The sequence below is a fragment of the Desulfoluna sp. genome (genome assembly GCF_030145185.1).
In the GTDB taxonomy this organism is placed as follows: domain Bacteria; phylum Desulfobacterota; class Desulfobacteria; order Desulfobacterales; family Desulfolunaceae; genus Desulfoluna.
The window spans coordinates 84,372-107,148 of sequence record NZ_JAQYWB010000002.1; the positions used below are offsets into that span (position 1 = coordinate 84,372).

20 protein-coding genes are annotated in these 22,777 nt (G+C 57.6%); 8 read left to right on the top strand and 12 right to left on the bottom strand.

The window, feature by feature from the left end:
- Positions 1-11 precede the first annotated feature (11 nt).
- The 5 genes from Q1Q75_RS00805 to Q1Q75_RS00825 all read right to left on the bottom strand — a co-directional run bounded on the left by Q1Q75_RS00805 (position 12) and on the right by Q1Q75_RS00825 (position 6,748).
- Positions 12-1,601 (bottom strand): NAD(P)H-hydrate dehydratase, encoded by a 1,590-nt coding sequence (locus tag Q1Q75_RS00805; RefSeq protein ID WP_300667069.1) that lies wholly within the window; start codon positions 1,599-1,601, stop codon positions 12-14.
- 356 nt (positions 1,602-1,957) lie between these two features.
- Positions 1,958-2,683: a pyridoxine 5'-phosphate synthase gene (locus tag Q1Q75_RS00810; RefSeq protein ID WP_300667071.1), complete on the bottom strand. Its 726-nt coding sequence runs from the start codon at positions 2,681-2,683 to the stop codon at positions 1,958-1,960.
- A 264-nt stretch (positions 2,684-2,947) separates the two neighbouring features.
- A complete protein-coding gene (ybeY, locus tag Q1Q75_RS00815; protein WP_300667073.1) occupies positions 2,948-3,316 on the bottom strand; it encodes an rRNA maturation RNase YbeY in 369 nt (122 codons plus the stop codon).
- Positions 3,303-5,732 carry an HDIG domain-containing metalloprotein gene (locus tag Q1Q75_RS00820; protein ID WP_300667075.1) on the bottom strand — a complete coding sequence of 810 codons (2,430 nt, stop codon included), beginning with the start codon at positions 5,730-5,732 and terminating at the stop codon, positions 3,303-3,305. Before Q1Q75_RS00820 ends, ybeY begins: the two co-directional genes overlap by 14 nt.
- Positions 5,733-5,749: 17 nt before the next feature.
- On the bottom strand, positions 5,750-6,748 hold the full coding sequence (locus Q1Q75_RS00825; protein ID WP_300667077.1) for a PhoH family protein: 999 nt from the start codon (positions 6,746-6,748) through the stop codon (positions 5,750-5,752).
- 532 nt (positions 6,749-7,280) lie between these two features.
- On the opposite strand from Q1Q75_RS00825, the gene Q1Q75_RS00830 reads away from it, so the two are divergent.
- The 4 genes from Q1Q75_RS00830 (at position 7,281) to hisF (ending at position 10,144) form a co-directional block, all read left to right on the top strand.
- Positions 7,281-7,808, top strand: a complete 528-nt coding sequence (locus tag Q1Q75_RS00830) for a CvpA family protein (RefSeq protein WP_300667079.1) — start codon at positions 7,281-7,283, stop codon at positions 7,806-7,808.
- Between the two features lie 93 nt (positions 7,809-7,901).
- The gene (gene mazG, locus Q1Q75_RS00835) at positions 7,902-8,663 is read left to right on the top strand and encodes a nucleoside triphosphate pyrophosphohydrolase (RefSeq protein ID WP_300667081.1); all 762 of its coding nucleotides are present in this window, start codon (positions 7,902-7,904) and stop codon (positions 8,661-8,663) included.
- Between the two features lie 78 nt (positions 8,664-8,741).
- Positions 8,742-9,371: an imidazole glycerol phosphate synthase subunit HisH gene (gene hisH / locus Q1Q75_RS00840; protein WP_300667083.1), complete on the top strand. Its 630-nt coding sequence runs from the start codon at positions 8,742-8,744 to the stop codon at positions 9,369-9,371.
- Positions 9,365-10,144, top strand: coding sequence for an imidazole glycerol phosphate synthase subunit HisF (gene hisF, locus Q1Q75_RS00845; RefSeq protein ID WP_300667085.1), 780 nt, complete (start codon positions 9,365-9,367; stop codon positions 10,142-10,144). The genes hisH and hisF overlap by 7 nt, the downstream gene beginning before the upstream one ends.
- A 209-nt stretch (positions 10,145-10,353) precedes the next feature.
- Here the strand turns inward: hisF and Q1Q75_RS00850 are convergent, their stop codons facing one another.
- The 5 genes from Q1Q75_RS00850 to Q1Q75_RS00870 form a co-directional block, all read right to left on the bottom strand.
- Positions 10,354-10,824 (bottom strand): hypothetical protein, encoded by a 471-nt coding sequence (locus Q1Q75_RS00850; protein WP_300667087.1) that lies wholly within the window; start codon positions 10,822-10,824, stop codon positions 10,354-10,356.
- 348 nt (positions 10,825-11,172) lie between these two features.
- Entirely contained in the window at positions 11,173-11,481 is a 309-nt protein-coding gene (gene flgM, locus Q1Q75_RS00855) for a flagellar biosynthesis anti-sigma factor FlgM (protein ID WP_300667089.1), read from the bottom strand.
- Positions 11,468-11,923, bottom strand: coding sequence for a DVU0524 family FlgM-associated protein (locus tag Q1Q75_RS00860; protein WP_300667091.1), 456 nt, complete (start codon positions 11,921-11,923; stop codon positions 11,468-11,470). The genes flgM and Q1Q75_RS00860 overlap by 14 nt, the downstream gene beginning before the upstream one ends.
- 93 nt (positions 11,924-12,016) lie before the next feature.
- On the bottom strand, positions 12,017-12,595 hold the full coding sequence (locus Q1Q75_RS00865) for an NUDIX hydrolase (RefSeq protein ID WP_300667093.1): 579 nt from the start codon (positions 12,593-12,595) through the stop codon (positions 12,017-12,019).
- 89 nt (positions 12,596-12,684) lie between these two features.
- Complete coding sequence (locus Q1Q75_RS00870; RefSeq protein ID WP_300667095.1) at positions 12,685-13,956, bottom strand: class II fructose-bisphosphate aldolase; 1,272 nt, start codon at positions 13,954-13,956, stop codon at positions 12,685-12,687.
- Positions 13,957-14,351: 395 nt separating this feature from the next.
- Between Q1Q75_RS00870 and Q1Q75_RS00875 the strand changes: the two genes are divergently transcribed.
- Complete coding sequence (locus Q1Q75_RS00875; protein WP_300667097.1) at positions 14,352-14,588, top strand: hypothetical protein; 237 nt, start codon at positions 14,352-14,354, stop codon at positions 14,586-14,588.
- Positions 14,589-14,666: 78 nt separating this feature from the next.
- Positions 14,667-16,034, top strand: a complete 1,368-nt coding sequence (locus Q1Q75_RS00880; protein WP_300667099.1) for a hypothetical protein — start codon at positions 14,667-14,669, stop codon at positions 16,032-16,034.
- 334 nt (positions 16,035-16,368) lie between these two features.
- On the opposite strand, the gene Q1Q75_RS00885 is transcribed toward Q1Q75_RS00880, so the two are convergent.
- Both Q1Q75_RS00885 and lon read right to left on the bottom strand, forming a co-directional pair.
- Complete coding sequence (locus Q1Q75_RS00885) at positions 16,369-17,751, bottom strand: TrkH family potassium uptake protein (RefSeq protein ID WP_300667102.1); 1,383 nt, start codon at positions 17,749-17,751, stop codon at positions 16,369-16,371.
- Positions 17,752-17,803: 52 nt separating this feature from the next.
- Positions 17,804-20,281 carry an endopeptidase La gene (lon, locus tag Q1Q75_RS00890; protein WP_300667104.1) on the bottom strand — a complete coding sequence of 826 codons (2,478 nt, stop codon included), beginning with the start codon at positions 20,279-20,281 and terminating at the stop codon, positions 17,804-17,806.
- Between the two features lie 304 nt (positions 20,282-20,585).
- Between lon and Q1Q75_RS00895 the strand changes: the two genes are divergently transcribed.
- Together Q1Q75_RS00895 and Q1Q75_RS00900 are read left to right on the top strand one after the other, a co-directional pair.
- Positions 20,586-21,773 carry an MFS transporter gene (locus Q1Q75_RS00895; RefSeq protein WP_300667106.1) on the top strand — a complete coding sequence of 396 codons (1,188 nt, stop codon included), beginning with the start codon at positions 20,586-20,588 and terminating at the stop codon, positions 21,771-21,773.
- A gap of 501 nt (positions 21,774-22,274) precedes the next feature.
- Positions 22,275-22,685 (top strand): helix-turn-helix transcriptional regulator, encoded by a 411-nt coding sequence (locus Q1Q75_RS00900; protein WP_300667108.1) that lies wholly within the window; start codon positions 22,275-22,277, stop codon positions 22,683-22,685.
- Positions 22,686-22,777 lie beyond the last annotated feature (92 nt).

Below are 22,777 nucleotides of genomic sequence, written 5' to 3' on the forward strand. Positions count from 1 at the left end.
GCAGACACATTTCAGAGCACCCAGGCCTCTGCCGCTCGGGGCCCCAGAGTACTGCGGGCCGCATCGGAGAGGACACCCGGCAAAAGATCAATGAGCCGGGAGGCGGCCATGCCGGTTTCAAGGCCCTGGTCCATCAGACGGTTGGCGGCTTCACCGTGGAGGTAAACCGCGATCTCAGAAGCCTCTTTGCAGGGGATCCCCTGGGCGAGGAGGGCGCCGATAAACCCGGTGAGCACATCTCCGGTACCGCCGGTGGCCAAAAGCGCATTGCCGGTCGGGTTGACGGCACAGCGGCCGTCCGGGTGGGCCACCACGGTGCCGGCCCCCTTGAGGACCACATGAAGGCCGGTCTGGGTCGCAAAGGATCGGGCAGCATGGATCCGGTCCGCCTGAATCTCAGGGACAGAAAGTCCCATCAACCTGGCCAGCTCTTTGGGATGCGGGGTAATCACCGCATCGGCTTTGATCTCACGAATCAGCTCCGGTTTTTTGGCCAGAAGGTTGAGCGCGTCGGCGTCCAGAACCATGGGAACCAGACAAAAATCAATGGCCGCGGTGAGGGCCGCCAGGGCGCCTGGGGAGGTCGTCAGCCCCGGCCCGATGGCCACCGCGTCCCGGCCATCCAAAAAATCGGCAATGGCCTGGCCGCAACCGGGATGAAAACTGCCGTCCGAATCATGGGGCAAAGGCAGGCTCATGGCCTCCAGACACCGGGTTTCAAAGACCGCGTTGATGCATGACGGCAAAGCCGTGGTGACCAGCCCTGCCCCCCCGGCAACGGCTGCCGCAGACGCCAGGACAGCCGCCCCGCTTTTTCCCAGGGAGCCCGCCACCAGCGCAAGATGCCCCCGGGTGCCTTTATGGGCATGGGGACTCAAAGGGACGACACGCTGGGAGACCGACTCACTGGAGATCAACCGGGTCTCCACGTTCGCCTGGTCCACGGCCCGCTCTGGGATCCCAATGTCCACGATGGAGAGCTCACCCGCGTACTCCCTGCCGGGGGAGAGAAAATGACCCGGCTTGGGCCGACAAAAGGTGGCGGTGGCGGCGGCCTTAACCGCACACCCCAAGACCCTGCCGGTGTCCGCACACACCCCGGAAGGGATATCCACGGAAACAACCGGTCGGCCGGAGGCATTAACGGCCTGAATCACCTCCGCGTAAAGCCCCGTGACCTCCCGCTGAAGTCCTGTGCCAAAAAGCGCGTCCACCACCAGAGAGCTGTGGGACAGGGCGCGATGCAAAGCCGTCAGATCGCCGGCCTCAGCCACCGCCATCACCGCCACATTCAACGGCTCCAGAAGTTCCAGGTTTTCCAGGGCCTCCCCTTGGATCCCGTCCACGCCCCCCACCACAAACACAGGGACCTCCATCCCGCGCTCCGCGAGATACCGGGCAACGACAAAGCCGTCCCCCCCGTTGTTCCCGCGACCCGCCACCACAACCCCCTGGGTCAAAGGCTTGCCAGCCATCAGCCGGTCAAGGGCCGACACGCACCCGCGCCCCGCGCTCTCCATGAGTACCCGCCCGGGAATACCGATCTCCTGTATGGTTCGGTGATCGATCTCCTGCATCTGTTTTGCTGTGGTCAACTGCATGGTGAAAGTCTCCCTATAAAAGCAGCCTCCGGCGGCCCTGCCGGGGGCTAAACTTTTAAAAAGTTTAACAAACAGGTCTTAAACATTCGTCTTGAATGAATTTTGTTTTAAAGGCGGAGATGATTTAGCGTGAGGGATCCGTCTTCGCCTGCAGCTACGCCGTGACATGGGGCAAAGCGCATCTGCAACCTGCTTTCAAGGTGTTTTATACGTTGCACAACATGAAAAAGGTATAAATAACCGCACTGTTTCTCGAAATACGCCGTTGCGATTTGACCCGAGGAACGAGGGGCAAAGCGCAGCGGCAACCCGCTTTCAAGGTGGCTCACCTTGCCGCCGGAGGCATTTTTTTGCTCTTAGCTGTGCAGCTCTTTCACCAGCTGGGCCATGTCGCGGACGGCCTGGTCCAGACCGATCATGGAGGCTCTGGCGATGATGCTGTGGCCGATGCTGTACTCGTCGATCTCGGGAACCTCTTTGAAGGCTTTCACCGTATCGTAGTTGATGCCGTGGCCGGCGTTGACGCCCAGAGCCAGCTCGTGGCCGAGTTTGGCGGCGGCTTTGATGCGGTCCATCTCTTCGCGTTTTTCCGCGTCGGTGATGGCATCGCAATAGGCCCCGGTGTGGATCTCGATAAAATCAGCCCCCACCTCTTTGGCGGTACGGATCTGATCAAGATCCGGGTCGATAAAGATACTCACAGGGATCTCGCCCTCCTGAAGTTCTTTGATGGCCTCAGTGATATGGGCCTTGTGGGTAAGCAGGTCCAGTCCCCCTTCGGTGGTCACCTCTTCCCGGCTCTCTGGAACGAGGGTCACCAGCTCGGGCTTGATGTCCAGGGCAATGGCCAGCATCTCTTCGGTGGCGGCCATCTCAAGGATAAAACGGGTCTGAATGACCTGACGAAGCAGGCGAATGTCCCGGTCCTGCACGTGGCGGCGGTCTTCACGCAAGTGGGCGACAATGCCATCGGCACCGGCCATTTCAGCGCGTAAAGCGGCGGCGATGGGATCGGGGTAGGTGGCCCTGCGGGCCTGACGAAGGGTGGCGATGTGATCGATATTGACTGCAAGTCCTGCCATGGATAGGTCACTCCAAATAGATCGATAGGTTAGTATGACGACTCCGCGGACAGACCGAACGGAAGGCGGAGCATTGAATCAACGGGCACGGCAACGCAACCGGAGGGGCCGGTCTGCGAGGGTATTTTTCCGAAGTCTAACACCGGGTTTATCCCGGATCAAGCCCTGTTGATCATCTCTCGAAGCACAAACAAAAAAGGGCTCCGAAGGGGAGCCCTGCCTCGGCAATTCGCCAAGGAGCTGTTCATCTGTATGTTATGCCACTTAGAAATAATCCAGAGCGGCATCGGGCTCAATGAGCCGAAGGAGTTCCCGACTTTTTTCAGCCATGACCGCCTCCGCGTCCTCCCCGAGTTCATGGTCGTAACCGGCCAGATGCAAAATGCCGTGAACCAGAAGCTGGCTGTAGCGCTGTAAAAGAGTCACGCCCCGCTCTTCGGCCTCTCGGGCTGCGGTGTCGCAGGAGATAATCACATCCCCCAGAAGGGGCGAGACAAACGACGAGTCGCCATCATCCATGGCAAAGGAGAGCACGTTGGTGGTGGCTTCCTTTCCCCGGTACTGATGATTGATCTCGAACATCTCGGCGTCATCCACAAAGGAGAGGGAGAGTTCCCTCTCATGTAATGCCAAGGCGTTTAAGATGACTGTCCCTCTCGCCTGTATCTCGTCCTGAGGAACCGTATGCCTCTCCTGACGATTGTCGATTTGAATCTCCATTTTTTGCCCTCTGTCCGTTCCCCGATTTTTCAGGGTATTTGATGCGGTGGTGGTTGATGCCGCTGAGAACCACATTAAATCGCTTGGCCATGTTGTGAAGATCTTTCAGGGTGATCTCACTGTAATCCAGCTGGCCTGAAACGAAAATCTTATTGATCAGATTCTGAACCAACCCCTGAATACGCGCTGGGGTGGGGTTGTCCAGGGCCCTAGTGGCGGCCTCCAGCACATCGGATATCATCACGATGGCGGCCTCCACGGTCTGGGGCTTGGGCCCGGGGTACCGGAAATTATCAGCGTTCACCGTCTCTTCGCTGTCCTCTTTCTGGGCCTTGGCCTTCTCATAAAAAAACTCGATGAGGCTGGTCCCGTGGTGCTGCTGAATGGTATCCATGATGGTCTGGCCCAGTCGGTATTGCCGGGCGATCTCGATGCCTGATTTGACGTGCCCGGTCAGAATCAGGGCGCTCATGGAAGGGGCCAGTTTGTCGTGACGGTTTTTCCCATCCGTCTGGTTTTCAATGAAGTACTGGGCCTTTTCAATCTTCCCGATATCATGATAGTAGCCGCAGACCCTTGCCAGGAGCGGATTGGCCCCGATCTCCGAGGCAACCGCATCGGCCAGGGTCCCCACAATCACGCTGTGATTGTACGTGCCGGGTGCCTCGATCATCAGGCGCCGCAAAATGGGTTGATCCAGGTTGGCCAGCTCCAGCAGCTTGATGTCCGTGGTGTAGTCGAAAAGCATCTCCAGGAGGGGCGCGATGCCAGCGGTGACAATGCCCGAGGCGAGTCCCCCGGTAAAGGCAAAAAATGCACTCCAGAGACAGATCTCCACAGACACATCGTTGGCATAGGCCATGACCCCGGCGGCCAGGGCCACATTAAACAACCCCAGCTTGGCTCCGGCCTTGATAAACACTTTGCGTTCCCGGCAATTTTTCAACCAGAAGGCCGCCATGGAAGAGCTTAAAAAGATATAGATAAACAGGGTAAACTGGTTGGAAAAAACCAGGGTGACCAGGGCCGCAAAGACGATGGAGAAGAAGAGCGCCGCGTCCAGACCCATGAAGAGACAGACCGTCATGGCACCGGCCGCCACGGGCATCCCGAAGTAAACCGAGGTCTCTTGAATATCGAACTCCACTGTGGCTCCGATGACTCCCGGGACCGACAGGGAGACCTTGGCGACCAGAAGAAAAGTGATCAGCACCGTGGCGAGAAAAAACATGTTCTTGTTTCGGTCCTCAATCCCTTCGTTCCTGGGATGAAAGTGGACCAAAAAGGCAATCAGAATAAAAAAGGCCGTGATCATGGCCGCGCCGATGCTGCGAGAAAAAATATGGCGATTCTGGGTCTGGATTTGCAGCTCCCGGAGTTTCACCAGCTGCAGTTCCGTTACCCGCTCGCCTTCACGCAGGATCATCTCCCCAACTTTGACCTTGAAAAGAACCGGCTTCACCTCTTCAGCAAATCGCCGGGCCCGAATTTCAGTTTCGCTGCCGTTTACGGTGATATTGGGCCGCAGCATGCGCTGGGCAAAATCCACAATCAGATTCAAGGCGGTATAATCGACATCCACGGCCTCTTGTTTAAAGAGAGGGTCCGCCACAATACGCACCATGGTCTGCGCCTGCTCCAGGCCATAATAAGCCTTCAGGTTCTTGGCGATGGACTCCTCTTTCCCATCCAGAGTCCGGAGCGTGATGCCCCGATCGCCCTGACGGAGCAGCAGGGCCTTGTTGGCCACCACGCCGTTGGTCACGATCTCGGCGTAGATCCGGCAGATCAGATTCTCAATCGTCTTGGAGAAAAGATGGGTCTCCAGGACCTGAAACGCGCCCCGGCTGACCTCAATGCCCATTTTATCCTCGAACTCCTGCTTTCTCAGCCACACCTCATCCAGGGGGGTGGCGGCCAGGCTAGACTCAAGGCCCCGATCCAAAGCGGGCTGGGGAGGGGGAGGCACCGGGGGCTGGGTCAACACAGTCCGAAAGGTAGAGAAGGCGCTTCGGACATGGGCGACCTGCCGAACCACCATCTCTGTGTTGTGGTCATACACGGGCAGTACCGAACGAATGGCCAGCTTACGGCTCGACTCGGTGGCGGCATCGTCCTGAATAAAAAAATCCCGGGGTGCCTTGATGTTCTTTTCAGCAATATCCCCCACATTGTAGGAGAACTTGGTCACGGAAAGGTTGGGATAAATAATGAGGGTAAAAAAAAGAGTGATGGCAGCCAGAAGGACCCAGAGGACACGACTGCTCGTCGCAAAAAATACACGGACCGACTCACGCAAAGGGAGCCGCTTCTCAGATGGAAGATTCATCTTATGTCGTATGCCTCTTAAAGTGCCTGTTCCGCACGTCGAAGTTTGGAAAGGTCGTTCTTCTCGTAGGCCGAGATAATTTTCATCACCAGTTTGTGGCGTACCACATCGTCCTTGGAAAATTCCACAAAAGAGATGCCGCAGATCCCGCCCAGAATCGAGCGAGCCTCTTTCAGGCCCGGAATCTTGCCCTGGGGCAGATCCACCTGGGTGACGTCACCGGTGATGACCGCTTTGGAGTTAAACCCGATGCGGGTCAAAAACATCTTCATCTGTTCAGAGGTGGTGTTCTGTGCCTCGTCCAGAATAATAAACGCGTTGTTCAAGGTTCGCCCCCGCATAAAGGCCAGGGGGGCCACTTCAATGGCTCCCTGCTCCATCAGCTCCGCGACCTTTTCATAGCGCAGCATATCATGAAGGGCATCGTAGAGAGGACGCAGATAGGGGTCGACTTTCTCCGCAAGGTCACCGGGCAGAAATCCCAGAGACTCCCCCGCCTCCACGGCGGGTCGCGTCAGAATGATTCGGCTGACCTGTCCGCTGGTCAGGGCCGCGACGGCCATGGCCATGGCCAGGTAGGTCTTTCCGGTACCGGCCGGACCAATACCAAAGACGATATCGTGCCCTCGAATGGCATCAATATAAGCTTTCTGGCTGGGACTTTTGGGGGTAATGGGACGTTTCGTGGCGGTGATAAACACCGTATCCATGAAGATAGACTTCAAGTCCACCGAAGGATCACTGCTCACCGCCTTAATGGCGTGGTCGATGTCGCTGGGGTAGAGGGGCAGACCCTCTTTGATCAGGGCGTAAAGCTGATTCAGTAAGGTGATGGCCAGCTTGCGGGCCACCGCGTCACCCTGAAGGGTCACCTTGTTGCCCCGGGCATGAATGGTGATGGCCAGGGCGTCTGCGATTTTGGTGAGATGATGATTCTTCTCACCGAACAACTGGAGAGCATATGAGTTGTTGGAAAACGCCAACTCAGTGGTGCTATTCTCCGAATTTCCTTCCATGTATGCGCCTTCGCGATGCCCGTCCTTTCATGGTCTGAAAGGGTGCCGGGCCGTCCCTTGAGTGTTGCTGAACCCCACTTTTGACAGGGAAAATCAAAAACGGTGGTAACGTTAGAATCCAGAACGGCACAACCGCCCGGAGCCCCTCAGAATAAACGGTATAGAGGTATCTGCCTGAGAGTGAACGTCATTTTGATAATTATGCATTCTTAGCACACATGATTTACCGAATGCAAACTGAAACGTAACCCCCTTTAACCCAAGGAAAAATGCCTTGACTCCCCGGCTTGGGTTCTGTTAATCAAGCAGTTTGATCGGTGTGAGGGACACACCGTGCCTTGGCATTGAAAAACTATTTCACCGAAACGTTGCACGCTTAACTGAGCCCGTAGAATGTCCTGCGAATCCTTACTAATCACGCGACAAACCTACCTTCTCCAGCGAAGGAACCTGTGAGTTCCTGATGTGCCGCTTAACCCTTTTTCCGGTGAGACCCGCTTGACCCGACCCAGCTGACCATGGAGGCCCACTGATGAACCCACTTGATATCACTTTTTGTATCGTTATTGCCTTCTGCTTGATTCGGGGCGGCTTTCGGGGGATTGTCAAAGAAGCCTCCGCCATCATCGGGGTCTTCGGTGGTTTTTTCGCCGCCTACAGCTACTACCCCCTTCTCGGCCAGCAGCTCGCCCGCTTCATCGACTCCACCGCCTGGCTCAATATCATCAGCTTTCTGATCATCTTCGGCGTGATCTTTGCCGCCGTCTCTGCCCTGGGCGTCCTCATCAAGTACCTGCTGAAGGTGGTGTTCCTCGGCTGGGTGGATCGCCTCTGCGGTGCAGGATTCGGCCTGGTGAAAGGGATCCTGATCTCCGCCGTGCTCCTGATGGTCTTTGCCACCTTCCTGGACAAGGGGAGCCCCCTGATTCGCAACTCCAAAACAGCCCCTTACGTCACGATTGTCTCAGAAGCCCTCTCCGGTTTTACCTCCAAGGATTTAAGGCAGCAATTCAACACCAAAATCGATGACGCCCGAAAAAAATGGGGCCAGCACTTCTAAGCACCGCCCCAAACACCGGACTGAACGTTGTGCATTCCAAACAGCCCTGCTCTCCGGCAGGGCCTTTTTTATTATCATGAGAAGGTCGCCCCCGTGAACGAAACACGTGAACTTATCAAACGCCTGAGAGCCGAAAATGGCTGTCCCTGGGACCGAAAGCAGACCCCCGTCACCCTGGTCCGTTACCTCATTGAAGAGAGCTATGAGCTCCAGGAAGCGATCCATGGGGGGGACCCGGAAGAGATGACCGATGAGCTGGGAGACACCTGGTTTCAACTGGTTTTTCTCATCCACCTCCTCGAAGAGACCCACGGCCTCTCCTTTTCCGAGGTGGTGAAAAACAACCACCGCAAAATGATCCGCCGTCATCCCCATGTCTTCGGCGATGAAACCGCCGAGACAGAAGAAGAGGTCAAAGCCCACTGGGCAAAGATCAAAAAAGAAGAAAAATCCGATCAACCGACCTCTCTTCTGGACACCGTCACCTCAGGCACCCCACCCTTGATGCGGGCGAGGGATGTCTCCAAGGTCACCGCGGAGGCGGGTTTCGACTGGGACGACATGGACGGGGTGATGGAGAAGGTGGACGAAGAGTGGAACGAATTCACCGAAGCCCTGGGCTCAGGGGACAAAAAGGCCGCCTCTATGGAATTCGGAGACCTCCTCTTTACCCTTGTCAATGTGGCCCGGGTGGCCGGAATCGATACCGATGCGGCCCTCTCCTCCTCGGTGGCCAAATTTGAAAACCGCTACCGCCTCATGGAACAGCTCCTGGCCGAAAAGGGGCAGAGCCCCGACCGACGGAGTTCGTCCGAGGTCGACGCCATGTGGGACCGGGCCAAAGAGCAGTTTTAATCCCTTCCCCGAGCGCTGAGTGACGCTTTTGACAGGGGCACACCCCCTTGAAACAACCTTATGGAGATGTGACACACCATGATAGCCATCATCGACTACGAAGCCGGAAACCTCACCAGCGTCGAGCGGGCCGTTCGGTCCCTGGGTCGCGACTGTGTGGTGACCAGCGATGCCCAGACCATCCGCGAAGCCGAGCGGGTGATCTTCCCCGGCGTGGGCCAGGCAGGCAGCGCCATGGCCAGCCTTGCACGCACGGAGCTTTCCTCTGTCATCCGGGATGTCTACGCCTCGGGCCGCCCCTTCATGGGCATCTGCCTGGGAACCCAGATCATCCTCTCCCACAGCCAGGAGTACGACACCCCCTGCCTGGGCCTTCTTGAAGGAGAGGTCGACGCCTTTCCCCTCAAGATGACGGACACAGACGGCTCCCGGCTCAAGATCCCTCACATGGGATGGAACCGAATCCATCCGGTGGTGGCCCACCCCATCCTCGAGGGGATCACCGATGACGACGAATTTTACTTTGTCCACAGCTACTACCCGGCACCCGCCCACCGAGAACATGTCGTGGCCGAGTGCACCTATGGCTTCACCTTTCCCGTCATGCTGGGTCACAAAAATCTGGTGTCAACCCAGTTTCACCCGGAAAAAAGTGGCAAAGCCGGTCTTACAATCTTAGAAAACTTCTGCAGGTGGGAACCATGTTAAGCAGGCGCATTATCCCCTGTCTCGACGTGCGTGAGGGGCGCACCACAAAAGGTATCAAGTTCAAGAACAACGTGGACATCGGCGATCCCGTGGAGATGGCCAGGCTCTATTATGAGCAGGGGGCCGATGAGATTGTCTTCTACGACATCACCGCCTCCCATGAAAAACGGGACATTATGATCGATGTGGTCCGCCGCGTGGCTGAGACCATTTTTATTCCCTTCTCCGTGGGCGGAGGCATCCGCACCGTAGAAGACATGCGGGCCGTGCTTTTGGCTGGCGCCGAAAAGGTGAGCGTCAACTCCGCCGCCGTGAAAAACCCCGAGATCATCCGCCAGGGCGCCGAAGCCTTCGGTAACCAGTGCGTGGTGCTCGGCATGGATGTGAAGCAGGTGGAAGTAAGCGAGGCCATCCCGTCAGGCTACGAGATCGTCATCAACGGCGGGCGCAAGCACATGGGCATGGACGCGGTGCAGTGGGCCCTCAAAGCCCAGGAGCTGGGTGCCGGTGAAATCTGCCTCAACTCCATCGACGCCGACGGCATGAAAACCGGCTACGAGGTCACCCTCACCCGTCTGATCTCCGAGACCGTGGACATCCCCGTCATCGCCTCCGGCGGCGCCGGAGAACCCGAACACCTCCGGGAGGTCCTCACCGACGGCAAAGCCGATGCGGCCCTTATCGCCTCCATGGTCCACTACGGCGACTACACTGTCCCCGGCATAAAAACCTATCTGAACGAGGCAGGCGTCAAAGTACGGAACCGCTGGTAAGGGCTCGTGCCTCGCGCTCCCAAACGTTAAAGGCCCCAGAGAATCCTGACGGATTTTCTGGGGCCTTTTTTATTCCACGGGCATGTTCTTAAAAGATCGTCGTGATTGGACCTGAGGAATCCGCCTGCGGCTGCGCCGTGACATGGGGGCAAATCGCAGCGGTAACACGCTTTCAAGGTGGCTCACCTTGCCGCCGGCGCTGATTTTATTTACAGATAATCGCCCCTGCTGAACTTCACGGATTCGATGCCGGCCAGAGCCGCGCTCTGTTCGGCGAGCTCGCGGATGCGGGGGTCGGGCTCATCGCCCAGAGAGGCGGCGAGGGCCTTGGCCAGGGTGCCCATCTCTCCCACCAGGGATGCCACCTCTTTCAAGGGAACCTCGTCGGACTCCATCTTCTGGGCGTAGTTTTCCAAAAGATTCAGAAGGGCAACCGTTCCTTCGGCCGCGGGGGAGGGCATCCCGGACGTCATGGACGGCATAAGGGATCGGATTTCGCCAAGGGGAGCGACCGCCAAAGCCGCCGCTGGGCTAGCCGGGGTCTCGGCGGGGCCAACCGACGCCTGGGTGGCCTGGTTCAGCATCTGCCCGAAAGAAGGAGACCCTTCACGGGTCTTCACGGATCCTGCCGGGCTCGTGGGTACCGTGGGGCCTAAAGGTTGGATGGAATTAAGTTTCATGGTGGACTCCTATAGGGAGGTCTAAGTGACCGGGTGCCATCGGGATCTGTCGCCGACATCGCCCCGCCGGAAAACCCCTTTCCGGCATACGCACCGCTCACATACCCCGCCTGTTTATCTTTACGCCTCCCCCCGATTCTTACGGGACAAGGTCTGCCACCCCTACACTTATACAAAATATGTGCCAGGTCATGATTTGTTCGACCCAAGGCCTGAAAACCCCTAAGTATCCCAGGTTTTTCCCTCACCCAAAAAAAGAAAGGCACCGCGATATGGGAAAATTTTTCCCCTCGGTGCCTCGGGTCTTTCTAAAACAGGGCTGAATTTGGGTACAAAGACCCCCTCGGACTAGACGTACTCGTTAATGGCGGAAGCGATAATCTTATCCGCCACCTTATCAGCGGGCACGGCATAACGACCGGCCTTCACTTCGTTTCGGAGTTCTTCTACCTTTTCGGTACGAATATCCGGGGCATTCATCATCGCATCCCGGGCAATCTGCATATCCCGAGAGTCTCTGGAAAGGGTCACCTTGTCACCCGCCGTTGCGCGTTCCTGTCCCCTTGCCTGACTCCCCTGCTTTGCCGGGTTGGCTTCCGCCACCTCTCTCATGTAGAGCTGCCTGCCATAATTGGCATTTGAATCAGAGATTTTCATGGCTTTCCTCCGGGTCGAGGTTTCCCTCCTCCCGTCTGTAGTGATCCACCAGGGACTTTATTCTCTCCCCTTGGGGACCGCTGTTACCGACGGAAAGGGTACTGGTGGTCTTTTCGTCGTCTTCACCGATATAGTTATAAACAAACCGACCGTTTTTTTTGCGCTCGACGCCGGGCTCCCCGCTCTTTTCCTTCCAGACCTGTGCGGAGACTTCCACTTCCTTCTCGCCGGAGGTTCCGGTCGTGGTGAGGCGATTGATGATGTCTGACGCCACCTTATCGATGACGGCCTTCCGCTTTCCTTCCGCTGACAAAGTGATCTTATCATGGGCCGGTGCATTGTCAAGACCGAGATCTTTCTGACTATTCAATGCCTTATTCTGGCTTACCTGACGGCTGTAAACCTTTAAAACATTGTTTATCTGGTATGACGGTACATGCATGACATCTTTCTCCTTAGTCTTGCCATCGGCAAAAATTGCCGCGACATTAAGGAAAAAAACAAACTAAATGCAATAAATCATCTCGTGACCCCCTCACACTCGTTCAGGATCCGAGGTGGTACGGGTCAAAAGATAATTGCGGATAAAATGCTGGTGGCTCCGGAAGGCAATCTCCGGCAGGGCGTCCAGGGGAAAAAAACTGGCCTCATCGGCGTCATCACCTGCCACGGGAGTCCCGATCCAGTGTCGCACCAGATACCCCATCAAAAGCACGGTACTGTAATCCGGGTTGGGGTTGGTGATCACCCCAAGCAGGCATTCAATACGACCGGCAATGCCAGCCTCCTCCTGCAGCTCTCTCACCGCCGCCTCTTCAGGCGATTCAAACAGCTCCATAAAACCACCGGGCAGGCACCACATGCCGACCTTGGGAGAGACATTACGCTTCACGAGAAGCAGCCGCTCCTGATCATCCACCACCACCACACAGGAGGCGGGCACGGGGTTTTCGTAGAGGGGTGAGGCGCAGGCCTCACAATAGAGCCGATCCCGACCTTCCACAAATCGCAAATCGAGAAGGCCGCCGCAAAAGGGGCAATAGCGTTTTTTTCGTGGTGTGGCCTCAAGATCCGTCAGGGAACGGCAAGGGGTGAGAGTGGATTCTGTCGTCATGGGCCCTCCTTCGAGTGAAACATGAAAAAAAGGCGGCCCGACATGACATCGGGCCGCCTGGAGCGCTTTATAAAATGTTCGTGCAGGGATTACTCGTCAAAGTCGCCGTCCGGTCCCTTGTCCGTCGTCATCAACGCTGCCCTGGCTCGAATTTTCTCTTCGGTCCACTCGGCCTTGTCCTCGATGACCTTGGCGCTGAAACCGGGGTTGTAGCTCCCTTTTTCGAGAATCTCCTCGATGCAGAGGCTGCCGGTTCCGGCGGCGTTAAAGACCTCGGTCAGCAGGGTGTAGGTAAACTCTTCCACCCGCTTGGCCATACGATCACGCACCTCGCGGGACTGGCCCAGGATCTTGTTCTCAAAAGGCAGGTTCAGCTTCTTGAAGTTGCTGCCCTTGATGCCCTTTTCATCGGCGTAGGCCTTCATCTCCACCCACAGTTCGTCGGTGAGGCCCTCCCCCTTGATCTTGATCAGGTCTCCGTTTTCGTCCATCACTGCGTTGCCGAACTCGTTGACCTCCATGCCCCAGGAGAGGAGCTGAAGGGCCGTGGCGACGTTGGCTTTGGTGGTGGAGGTTTTTTCTGCAATATCACGGAGGCGATCGGAGTCGTTGCCGCTGGTACCGTGCTGGGCACCATTGACACCGTAAGGGGCCAAGGCATCATGAACGGCCTGGGTCAGCTCGACGTCGATGCCGGTGCCACTGGCTTCGATGCCGTGGGTGGTGCCATTATTCAAGGCGATCCAATCGGCATGGATGTTGTGAGCGTTCAGCCCCTGAATGAGAAAAAGAGCCTCCTCCGGAGAAGAGAGCCCTTCGGTCCCTTTGATCTCACCGACTTCCGTCTCAAGACCGGCCCACTCGGGAATGTAGGGAGCCAGGGCAATATTGGCCAGGAGGTTATCGGCATCGGGCTGATGGGAGGCATCGAGGGCGATGGAGGTGATGCCCGCCTCAAAGAGGGTCGGAATCTCAACCCTGGCCGCATCCAGGTCGGCCTGGGTCTTGATGGCATAGTGGTCGGCATGAATCGCCACGGGGACGGTAACGCCCAGCTCATTCATCACCGCATCCACCTGACGGGCCATATTCCAGAGGCTGGTGGGGCAATAGGCATTGGCACCGCCTTCGGACTTGGCGATCTCAATGATGATGGCCGCATCGGCACGCTGAGCCGCTGCAAGAACGCCACGGATCACCAGATGACTGCGCCCATTGGCCGCAATGGTCATGGCGCCACCCTTCTTCTTCATGGCACGATCGATGTAACGACCGCTCACCAGAAGGGCTTTGGAGTTGGGAAAGAGTGTTGCTATCGTGGGGGGACGACCGATTTTGAGTGCGCGATCAAAGTCAGACATGATCTCTCTTCTTCTCCTCTATATTAGGGGCAACAAGGCCCCTTTGTCGCGGTTGAAAAACATGGAATAGCCGATACTGCGAATCTGTCTGGGCTGGCCCCATTAAACGATATAAAGCGCATCTGCGCTTCCCGGGAGCCGCCGCAAAAAATAAACCGGCTTTTTAATGAACCCAATATATTTTATTATTGTAAAGGAATTGTAAAGAAAAAAACAGTGGAAGATCACCGACACCCTCTGCTTTTTCCATGCGATATCAAGAAGGTAAATACGGAGCGCCGCATCTTGACTTTTGGGGGCGGAATGGCTTAGGTTTTTGGGAGAATCCCCGTTTACGGCGGCAGACACCCGGAAAGCCCGCGCACCCGTTCCACCCTTCATTCCAGGGAGACCCCATGACACACCCTCTTCGACGTCCTCTGCTCTCCGTTTTTTCACTGCTGATCGCAGGGGGATGCCTCCTCCTGCCGTCCCCCCTGACGGCCGAGATGACGACACCCGCCGCCATGGAAACCTCCACCCGGAAAATCGACAACCTGACCCGCCTACTCACCACCATCGAGCACGTTAAAACAGAGGTCGTGGAGGCCCAAAGCAATCTGTCCAGCCCGGCCTCCCTGGGGAAAGAGTAGTGGTACCGCGTCCGCATTGACCTGCTCACCACCCGACTCACCGCCCTGGAGGAGGGCTTTGAACAGCTGGCCACCGGCGTGGAAAAAACAACGAGCACCGCCACCGGCGCGTCAGGCAGCGCCTTTGAGTGGAACAACGAACTCAAGGAGCTGCTCGCCCCCCTGCTCATGGAAATCAAACGCATGACGGCCAGACCCCGTGAAATTCAAGGGCTCCGCAGCGTTCTGGAGGGGTATGATGAGGAACTCACCCGGGTCACCCGCGCCCTGGCCAACGTCACCCGCCTGCAGTCGCACCCAGAGCTGAGCCCCTCCCTGATCCAAGAACTTCGCAGGCTGGCGGCCAAATGGCAGCATCGCAAGCAGGAGCTCACCTCACTGAAAGGCCTGGCTGAACTGAACCTGGAAGAGAAGGAACAAGGGAAACGCTCCCTTTCCGGCTCCCTTCAAGACTTCACCCGCCTCTTTTTCAAAAGCCGGGGCCGCAACCTCATCATGGCCCTTGGGGTCCTCTTCGGCACCCTTTTCGCCATGGGAAGGCTCCGTACCCTCATCGAGACCCGCAGCCGCCTCTACGATCGAGCCCAGACCGTCTATGCCCGGATTTTTGACCTCACCTACATGCTCATGACGGTATCGGCCGCCCTGCTCGTCACCATGGGGACCCTCTATCTGGTGAGCGACTGGGTTCTGCTCTCCATCCTGCTGATCTTCGTCTTCGGCCTGCTCTGGGCCTCCAAAGAGGCCATCCCCAAAGTGTGGGGCCAGGTCCGCATGCTCCTCAACCTGGGCGTGGTCCGAGAGGGTGAACGCGTGGTCTACCAAGGCGTCCCCTACAAAGTCACCACCATCAACCTCTACTCCGAGCTGGAGAACGAGGCCCTCCAGGGAGGCCGGGTGCGCCTGCCGTTAAAGGACCTGTTTACACTGCGCTCCCGCCCCTGCCACCCGGACGAGCCCTGGTTTCCCACACAGTGCGGGGACTGGGTGCTGCTCGCAGACGGGACCCACGCTGAAGTAACGGTGCAAAGCCCGGAGTACATCGGTCTGCGCCTTCTGGGCGGGGCCACCCGCCACCTTCCCCCCGGCGACTTCCTGAACGTCTCCCCCACCAACCTCTCCCACGGATTCCGCCTGGAAACCCGATTCCGCTTGGCCCCCGCCTACCAGGCCGAGGTCGCCACCACCCTTTCGAAACAGCTGGAAGCCAGCCTGACAGACCGCCTCAAAGCCACCGACTGGCCTTGCCAAGCCCTCTCGGTACTCTACCGACGCACCCTCCCCTCTTTCCTGGAATTATCCGTCCTCGCCGATTTTCCCGGCTCCTGCGCCAAAGACCACCCCCTCATCGCCATGGCCCTCGAACAATTCTGCCTGGAGACCGCAGAAACCATGGCCTGGGAACTCCCCTCCCACCGCATGGCCGTGCAGATGGTGCAGGGGTAGGAAAAAGAGCACGCCTCCGGCGGCCAGGGGATAATCCCCTGGACCCCATATGGCGAATGCGCAACGGCTGTCACCACTCAAAGCGCTTTGTATCCGCATTCGCGTGATTTTCGAGGAAGGGCACCTGCCGTCGCAAAGACATGGGCTGGTCATGTTTCGAAACACACGCAAAGAGTGTCATACCCCACACTTATTTCGGCCAAAATCAAAACCGTTGTCCACGGGCGCAGCCCGTCAGCGAATGTGACAACCCGAGGCACGAGGGTTGGAGCATTCGCGAACCAGGGGTGCAGGGGATTTATCCCCTGCCCGCCGGAGGCACGCCTTTGTTTTTTTACCCAATCATGATGTCTTCTTCGGCCCAGCGATTTCGGGGAGCGATGTCGCGACTGATGGCGATGGCCAGGGCCATGGGGCCGAGGCGGCCCACGAACATCAGGAGGGTGACGCAGAGGCGACCCAGGGTGGAAAGAGTGGGGGTGACGCCCATGGAGAGACCCACGGTGCCGAAGGCGCTGACACTCTCGAAGAGGAGCTCCAGAAAGCGACCCCGACTCTGGGTATGGGCCAGGCCACCCATCTCGCTGGAGAGAAGCACCAGGGTTCCGCAGATCACCACGGCAAAGGCCAGCATCATCAAATGAGTCGCTTTTTCCACGCTTTTATCTGGAATGGTTCTGGAAAATGCGGAGACATGGGCAGCGCCTCGCAGACGGCTCCGCCCCATGAGAAAGAGGGTGGCAGCGGTGGTGGTTTTCACGCCCCCGCCGCAGGACCCGGGCGAGGCCCCGATAAACATGAGGATCATGGAGATAAAAAGGGTGCCGTTGGCCATGGAATCAAAATCAAGGGTATTGAAACCCGCGGTTCTCAGGGTCACCGACTGAAAAAAAGCAGCCAGCAATTTTTCGGAAAAAGGGAGCCCGCCCAGGGTGTTGTGCCACTCCAGCACCAGGGTCGCCAGGGTACCGAAGAGCAGGAGGACAAAGGAAGCGGTAACCACCAGGCGGGTGTGGAGGCTGAGCCGTTCCCAGCGCCATCTTCCGGGGCGACATTTCCCCTGGAGTTCGGAGATCACCAGAAACCCCAGGCCGCCGGCAACAATCAGAAAGGAGACCGTCCCGTTGACCAGAAGATCCCCCCGGAACCGGGTGAGGCTGTCGGGATAGAGGGCAAACCCCGCATTGCAGAAGGCGCTGATGCTGTGAAACACCGACAGCCAGAGGGCCTGCCCGAGATCAGGGGAACCGGGGTAAAAGCGACAGAAAAGCAGGAGAGCCCCCAGGAATTCCAGGATCACGGTCACCTGAACCACGGCTCGCAGGATATCGCTGGGGCTTTTTTTTCCACTGTGGGTAAAGCTGTCCTGAATGATGAGATTTCCGGCAAAGCCCACCCGGCCCCGGGCACCTAAGATGATCAGGGTGGAGAGGGTCATGATCCCGAGCCCGCCCAGCTGAATCAGGGCAAGCAGCACCCCCTGCCCGAAGGGGGTCAGGACCTGCCCCACATCCATCACCGAGAGGCCGGTGACACAGCCCGCCGAGGTGGCCGTGAACAAGGCGTCCACAAAGGAGAGAGAGCCTGTGCGAGAAGACGCGGGAAGCATCAGCAGCAGAGCGCCGAATGCGATCATGGCCATAAACGAAAAGACGAGAAGGCGCGCGGGCGATTGCCTTCGCATCACGGCACGCCATGTAAGGTTGAGTGACTTCATCCCCTCTGTTTACCAGAGTGCGGAAATCATGGCAATTGACAGGGCCATCCCGTCAAACACGTCGATCCATCGTCTCCCCCTTCACGGCGGAGGCCATGGCCGGTCGACGGCGTTCCCCGGAGCCGTGACGCTGCTCTGAACGAACCCCCTGGGCCTTGCGACGGCGTTCTTCATCGGCCCGACGGTCGATGGCCAGCTCCAGCACCTCCACCATGTCCGAGACCAGATGAATGGTCAGCGCCTTCAGGACTTTTTTAGGCAACTCCTCCAGATCTTTCTCGTTTTGACGGGGCAGAATCACGGTTTTCATGCCCACCCGATGGGCGGCCAGCACCTTCTCCTTGACCCCACCCACGGGCAGCACTTTCCCCCGCAGGGTGATCTCCCCGGTCATGGCCAGGTTCTTTCGCACCACCCGATTGATCAAAAGAGAGACCAGGGCCGTCATCATGGCCACCCCTGCCGAGGGGCCATCCTTGGGAATCGCCCCGGCGGGAACGTGCACATGCAGATCAATGGTCCGGAAGATCTCATCGTCGATGCCCAGCGCTCGGCTGTTGCTTCGCACAAAAGAGAGGGCCGTGCTCACCGACTCCTTCATGACGCTCCCCATCTGACCGGTGAGGTTAAGCCCTTTGTTCCCCTTCATGGCCGTCACTTCGATATAAAGGATTTCTCCCCCGGCCGGGGTCCAGGCAAGCCCCATCACCACTCCGGGCACGCTGATGCGATCGTTCACGTCATGGGTGTATTTTTCGGTCCCCAGGAATTTCGGGACGGTCACGACATTAACGGCCACCTCCTTGGCCTCTTCCTGGGCAATGAGGGTGGCGGCACCCCGACAGACACCGGCGATCTCGCGTTCCAGATTCCGCAACCCCGCCTCCCGGGTGTAGCCGGAGATAATTTTCTTTACCGCCCCCTTGGTCAGAGAAAAATTCCCCGCGGACAGCCCGTGGGCCCTGCGCTGCTTGGGGATAAGATACCGGTTGGCGATTTTTACTTTCTCATCATCGGTGTACCCCGGAAGTTCCAGCACCTCCATCCGGTCCAGCAGGGCGGGCGGAATCGTGTACAAGACATTGGCGGTGGTAATAAACATCACATGGGAAAGATCAAAGGCGACATCCAGGTAATGATCGGTGAAGGTGTGATTCTGTTCGGGGTCCAGCACCTCCAGGAGGGCCGAAGACGGATCCCCTTGAAAGCTGCTGCCAATTTTATCCACCTCGTCGAGCACCACCACAGGATTTCGAGAGCCCACACGCCGAAGCCCCTGGATAATCCGTCCGGGCAGGGCGCCCACATAGGTCCGGCGATGACCGCGAATCTCGGCCTCGTCCCTCACCCCCCCCACGGCGATGCGGATAAACTCCCGCCCCATGGCCCGGGCCACGGAACGGCCCAGGGAGGTTTTCCCCGTCCCTGGAGGACCGGCAAAACAGAGAATCGGCCCCTTGGAACTCTGGGTCAGTTTACGAACGGCCAGGTATTCAATGATGCGCTTCTTGGGTTTGTCGAGCCCGAAATGGTCATCATCTAACACCTTGCGAGCCCGTGGGATGTCCAGATTGTCCTGGGTCTCCTTCTGCCAGGGCAGGGAGGTGACCCACTCCAGATAGGTGGTGGCCACGGAATATTCCGATGAGGAGGGGGGCATCCGTGCCAGCCGGGAGAGCTCCCGCTCCGCCTCTTTTTTCGCCTCTTCGGGCATACCCGTGCCCTCAATTCTGGCCTGGTACTCCGACACTTCGGCGGCAAGATCTCCCTCTTCTCCCAGTTCCTCCTGCATCGCCTTGATCTGCTGCCGCAGATAGAACTCCTTCTGCTTGTTGCCCATGTCCTCCTTGACCTGGGTCTGAATTCTCGTCCCGATCTCGAGAATTTCCAGCTGGTAATTCACCAGCTCCGTCACCTTTTGCAGGCGCTCACGGACATCGGCAAGCTCCAGCACCTCCTGCTTCTCATCCAGGCTGACGTTGATGGTCGAGGTGATCATATCGGCCAGGGTCCCCGGAGCGGGAATGGAGCGGGCCATCTCCCCCAACTCCTGGGGCAGGGAGGGGGTCAGCTTGATCACCTTCTGATACTGGGCCAGGAGATTGGTCGCCAGGGCCCCGGCCTCTTTATCGTCTAAGAGAATATCGGGCACCAGCGTCACCCCAGCGCGCAGATAAGGCTGGTCCTGGGTGTAGTCACGAATGCTGAACCGCCCCATGCCCTGAACCATCATCTGAATTTTGCCGTCGTCCTCCCGGGCCCTCTTCAGAATCATGGCCACCGTGCCCACGGTATGAAGCTCCGAGGGAAGATGGCGCCCTTCGTGGCTCTCTTTTCTGGAGAGGAGCAAACCAATCATCCGGCTGCCCCGCATGGCGTCATCCACCAAGGCCGACGCAGCCCCTTCGGCCAGCTGCAGGGGCAACACCATCTTTGGAAACAGGGAGACATCATACACAGGAAGAATCGAAAGTTCATCCGGGATCTCTTCGGGAGCCAGGGTCCCGCTGGAGAGTTCATTAAAGGTCATGGTCGCCTCCGAAGTCAAACACAGGGCAAAATCCCCTGTGGGGTGTGGATGCCAGGCCGGGAAGTGAGGCCGTCCCGGCGGAGAGTTTTACTACGGGGTATGGTGTGCATATTGGGGTGGGTGTGCTATAACGCTCGAAGAAGAAGATGAAAAAGCGTGGTCAGGTTTCTGAACGTTGTTGGCAGGTCTGCCGGGTCACGGGCGCGATGCCGTCATCGACCGTTTTTTGATGAGGCAGGCTGCCGCGAGAGCCGCTTTAACGCTTTAATAAGTACCACGACCCTTGGATTGATGTAAAGGAAAGATGGACCCAACCCCTCGCAACATAAGCACAATCCCCCACGGAAGGGTCCGCCCCGCCACCATCCTCTCCATCCACTATTTCCTTTACTTCGGGATGATGGGGCTCTTCCTGCCCTACTTCAACCTCCTCTGCCACCGGATTGGCCTGTCAGGCTTTGAAATAGGAGTCCTAAACTCCACTCGCACCGTCGTCATGGTCCTCTTCTCTCTCTTCTGGGGTGCTCTGGCCGACCGCCTGGCCCTGAGACGACCCGTCTTCATCGCCACCGCCTTTCTCAGCGCCGCCGCCTGGGGAGGCTATCTCCTCACCGAGGCCTTCCTCCCCATGCTGGCCGTCACCGTGGTCTATGCCCTCTTCTTTGGTCCTGTGATCCCCTTCCTCGAGACCTTTACCATGGAAGCCCTCGGCCGCAACAACGGAGACCAGAACGGCTACGGGCACATCCGGGCCTGGGGATCCTTAAGCTTCATCGGGGTCGTGCTGATCATGGGAAAGCTCGTTGAGGTGACCTCCATTCGCCTGGTGGTCCCCCTGATCCTCCTGGCGTCCCTCCTGCTGGCCCTCTGCTCCCTGGCCATGCCAAAAGACTTATCTACACAAAAGCGGAGCCAGACCTCCGATATCCGCAGTCTTTTCAACCGCCGGGTTCTTGTTTTTCTTCTGGCCAATTTTCTCATGCTGGCCGGGCACGGAACGTACTACGGGTTCTTCTCCATTCACCTGGCGTCCCTGGGGTATGGCTCCGGCTTCATCGGCCTGGCCTGGGCGTTGGCCAGCCTGGCGGAACTGGCGGTGATGATGGGCTCTGCCCGCATCTTCAAAACCCTTCCCATCGACCGGGCCCTTTTTCTCGCCTGTCTGGTGGCGGCGATCCGGTGGGTGATGCTCTTCTTCTTCACCTCCCGAGAGGCCATTCTTCTCTCCCAGCTTCTCCACGCCGCGACCTATGGGCTCTTTCACATCGCCTGCATTCTTTACATGGACCAACTCTCCACCCCCTCCACCCGTACCGTGGCCCAGGTGGCCAACAACGCCGTCTCTTACGGCCTGGGCTTAATGACCGGCTTCCTGGTCAACGGATGGCTCTATGATCGATACGGGGCTCTTCTCTTTCTCATGAGCGCAGGGATCTCCCTTTGCGGGGCGGCCCTGATCCTTCAGACCATCACCTCCAGACCCCGCTCCTGAGTGAAACGACAGGTACCCGTCATAGACGAGGCCTGCCCCCAAGCGTCAATGCCTACTTACACTCCTCCTTAGTTTACCCTCAACGGCCTGTTTTACCCCACCATTCTGGTATAGATTGGAGACAAACCTCGGGCTCACTCAGGCCGTTCAAAACGGCTGACAGGGAATAAAAACAGGACTTTCAAACACGGATCAACAGTGCTGAGGTACCATCACTCTCAAAACAATGTACAGAGCGTATTTTTTACTCGAAAAATGTACTGGTGGTAAAAAAAACATGCCCGTGATCCCCCCCCGGCAACTCGCCCTAAATAGTCACGATGACAGTAAGTATAAGCGTGCAGGCATAATTCCTGACCGCGGGTCAAAGAAAAAACAATAATTTCACTATTGAAAAGCCCAAAATATTTTTTTATATCCGTTTTTTACCCAGTTTTTCATACGAGTGGAAAATTTTGGCAGGCGTTTTGAATTTTTTACTCACAGAGGGGATAAAATATCATGGAAAATGACGCAGGCAAAGGGAAACAGGTTGTAAAGTCCATCGGCAAGGCCATGCAGTTCTGGCGCAAACTTGAAGGACACGACCAGAAAGACTTTTCTGAGGTGATCGGTACCTCTCGCTCTTATGTGGCCAAGCTGGAAAACGGGCACGTGGGCGTCTCCATCAACCGCATTGCAGAAATTGCAGAAGCGCTCGGCATCTCGCCCTATACCCTGATGCGAGGCGTACCTGAAAAAGAGGAGCTGGAAGCCCTCCTCGACCTCTACACCGACGATGACCTGCGGGTCACCAAGTCGGAGATGGAAGACCTCTTCTGCGAACGGCTCCGAAACCACAGAGTGCCCAGGGAGTATTATATCCACCTCCTGGAACTCTTCCGATCGGGCAAATACAACAGGGTCGCTTAAGACCTCCCTGGCGTAGGCTCTACACAACCCCTCGCAGTAAGCGCTGCTGCCGGGGTTTTGTATTCGGAAAAGGGCGTGAGGGTCACCGGCAT

What these genes read in the sequence shown, in the direction of transcription:
- Q1Q75_RS00805 (WP_300667069.1), bottom strand. Translation starts at nt 1,601, where the DNA reads ATGCAGTTGACCACAGCAAAACAGATGCAGGAGATCGATCACCGAACC.
- Q1Q75_RS00810 (WP_300667071.1), bottom strand. Translation starts at nt 2,683, where the DNA reads ATGGCAGGACTTGCAGTCAATATCGATCACATCGCCACCCTTCGTCAG.
- Q1Q75_RS00820 (WP_300667075.1), bottom strand. Translation starts at nt 5,732, where the DNA reads ATGAATCTTCCATCTGAGAAGCGGCTCCCTTTGCGTGAGTCGGTCCGT.
- Q1Q75_RS00825 (WP_300667077.1), bottom strand. Translation starts at nt 6,748, where the DNA reads ATGGAAGGAAATTCGGAGAATAGCACCACTGAGTTGGCGTTTTCCAAC.
- Q1Q75_RS00830 (WP_300667079.1), top strand. Translation starts at nt 7,281, where the DNA reads ATGAACCCACTTGATATCACTTTTTGTATCGTTATTGCCTTCTGCTTG.
- hisH (WP_300667083.1), top strand. Translation starts at nt 8,742, where the DNA reads ATGATAGCCATCATCGACTACGAAGCCGGAAACCTCACCAGCGTCGAG.
- hisF (WP_300667085.1), top strand. Translation starts at nt 9,365, where the DNA reads ATGTTAAGCAGGCGCATTATCCCCTGTCTCGACGTGCGTGAGGGGCGC.
- Q1Q75_RS00850 (WP_300667087.1), bottom strand. Translation starts at nt 10,824, where the DNA reads ATGAAACTTAATTCCATCCAACCTTTAGGCCCCACGGTACCCACGAGC.
- flgM (WP_300667089.1), bottom strand. Translation starts at nt 11,481, where the DNA reads ATGAAAATCTCTGATTCAAATGCCAATTATGGCAGGCAGCTCTACATG.
- Q1Q75_RS00860 (WP_300667091.1), bottom strand. Translation starts at nt 11,923, where the DNA reads ATGCATGTACCGTCATACCAGATAAACAATGTTTTAAAGGTTTACAGC.
- Q1Q75_RS00865 (WP_300667093.1), bottom strand. Translation starts at nt 12,595, where the DNA reads ATGACGACAGAATCCACTCTCACCCCTTGCCGTTCCCTGACGGATCTT.
- Q1Q75_RS00870 (WP_300667095.1), bottom strand. Translation starts at nt 13,956, where the DNA reads ATGTCTGACTTTGATCGCGCACTCAAAATCGGTCGTCCCCCCACGATA.
- Q1Q75_RS00875 (WP_300667097.1), top strand. Translation starts at nt 14,352, where the DNA reads ATGACACACCCTCTTCGACGTCCTCTGCTCTCCGTTTTTTCACTGCTG.
- Q1Q75_RS00885 (WP_300667102.1), bottom strand. Translation starts at nt 17,751, where the DNA reads ATGAAGTCACTCAACCTTACATGGCGTGCCGTGATGCGAAGGCAATCG.
- lon (WP_300667104.1), bottom strand. Translation starts at nt 20,281, where the DNA reads ATGACCTTTAATGAACTCTCCAGCGGGACCCTGGCTCCCGAAGAGATC.
- Q1Q75_RS00895 (WP_300667106.1), top strand. Translation starts at nt 20,586, where the DNA reads ATGGACCCAACCCCTCGCAACATAAGCACAATCCCCCACGGAAGGGTC.
- Q1Q75_RS00900 (WP_300667108.1), top strand. Translation starts at nt 22,275, where the DNA reads ATGGAAAATGACGCAGGCAAAGGGAAACAGGTTGTAAAGTCCATCGGC.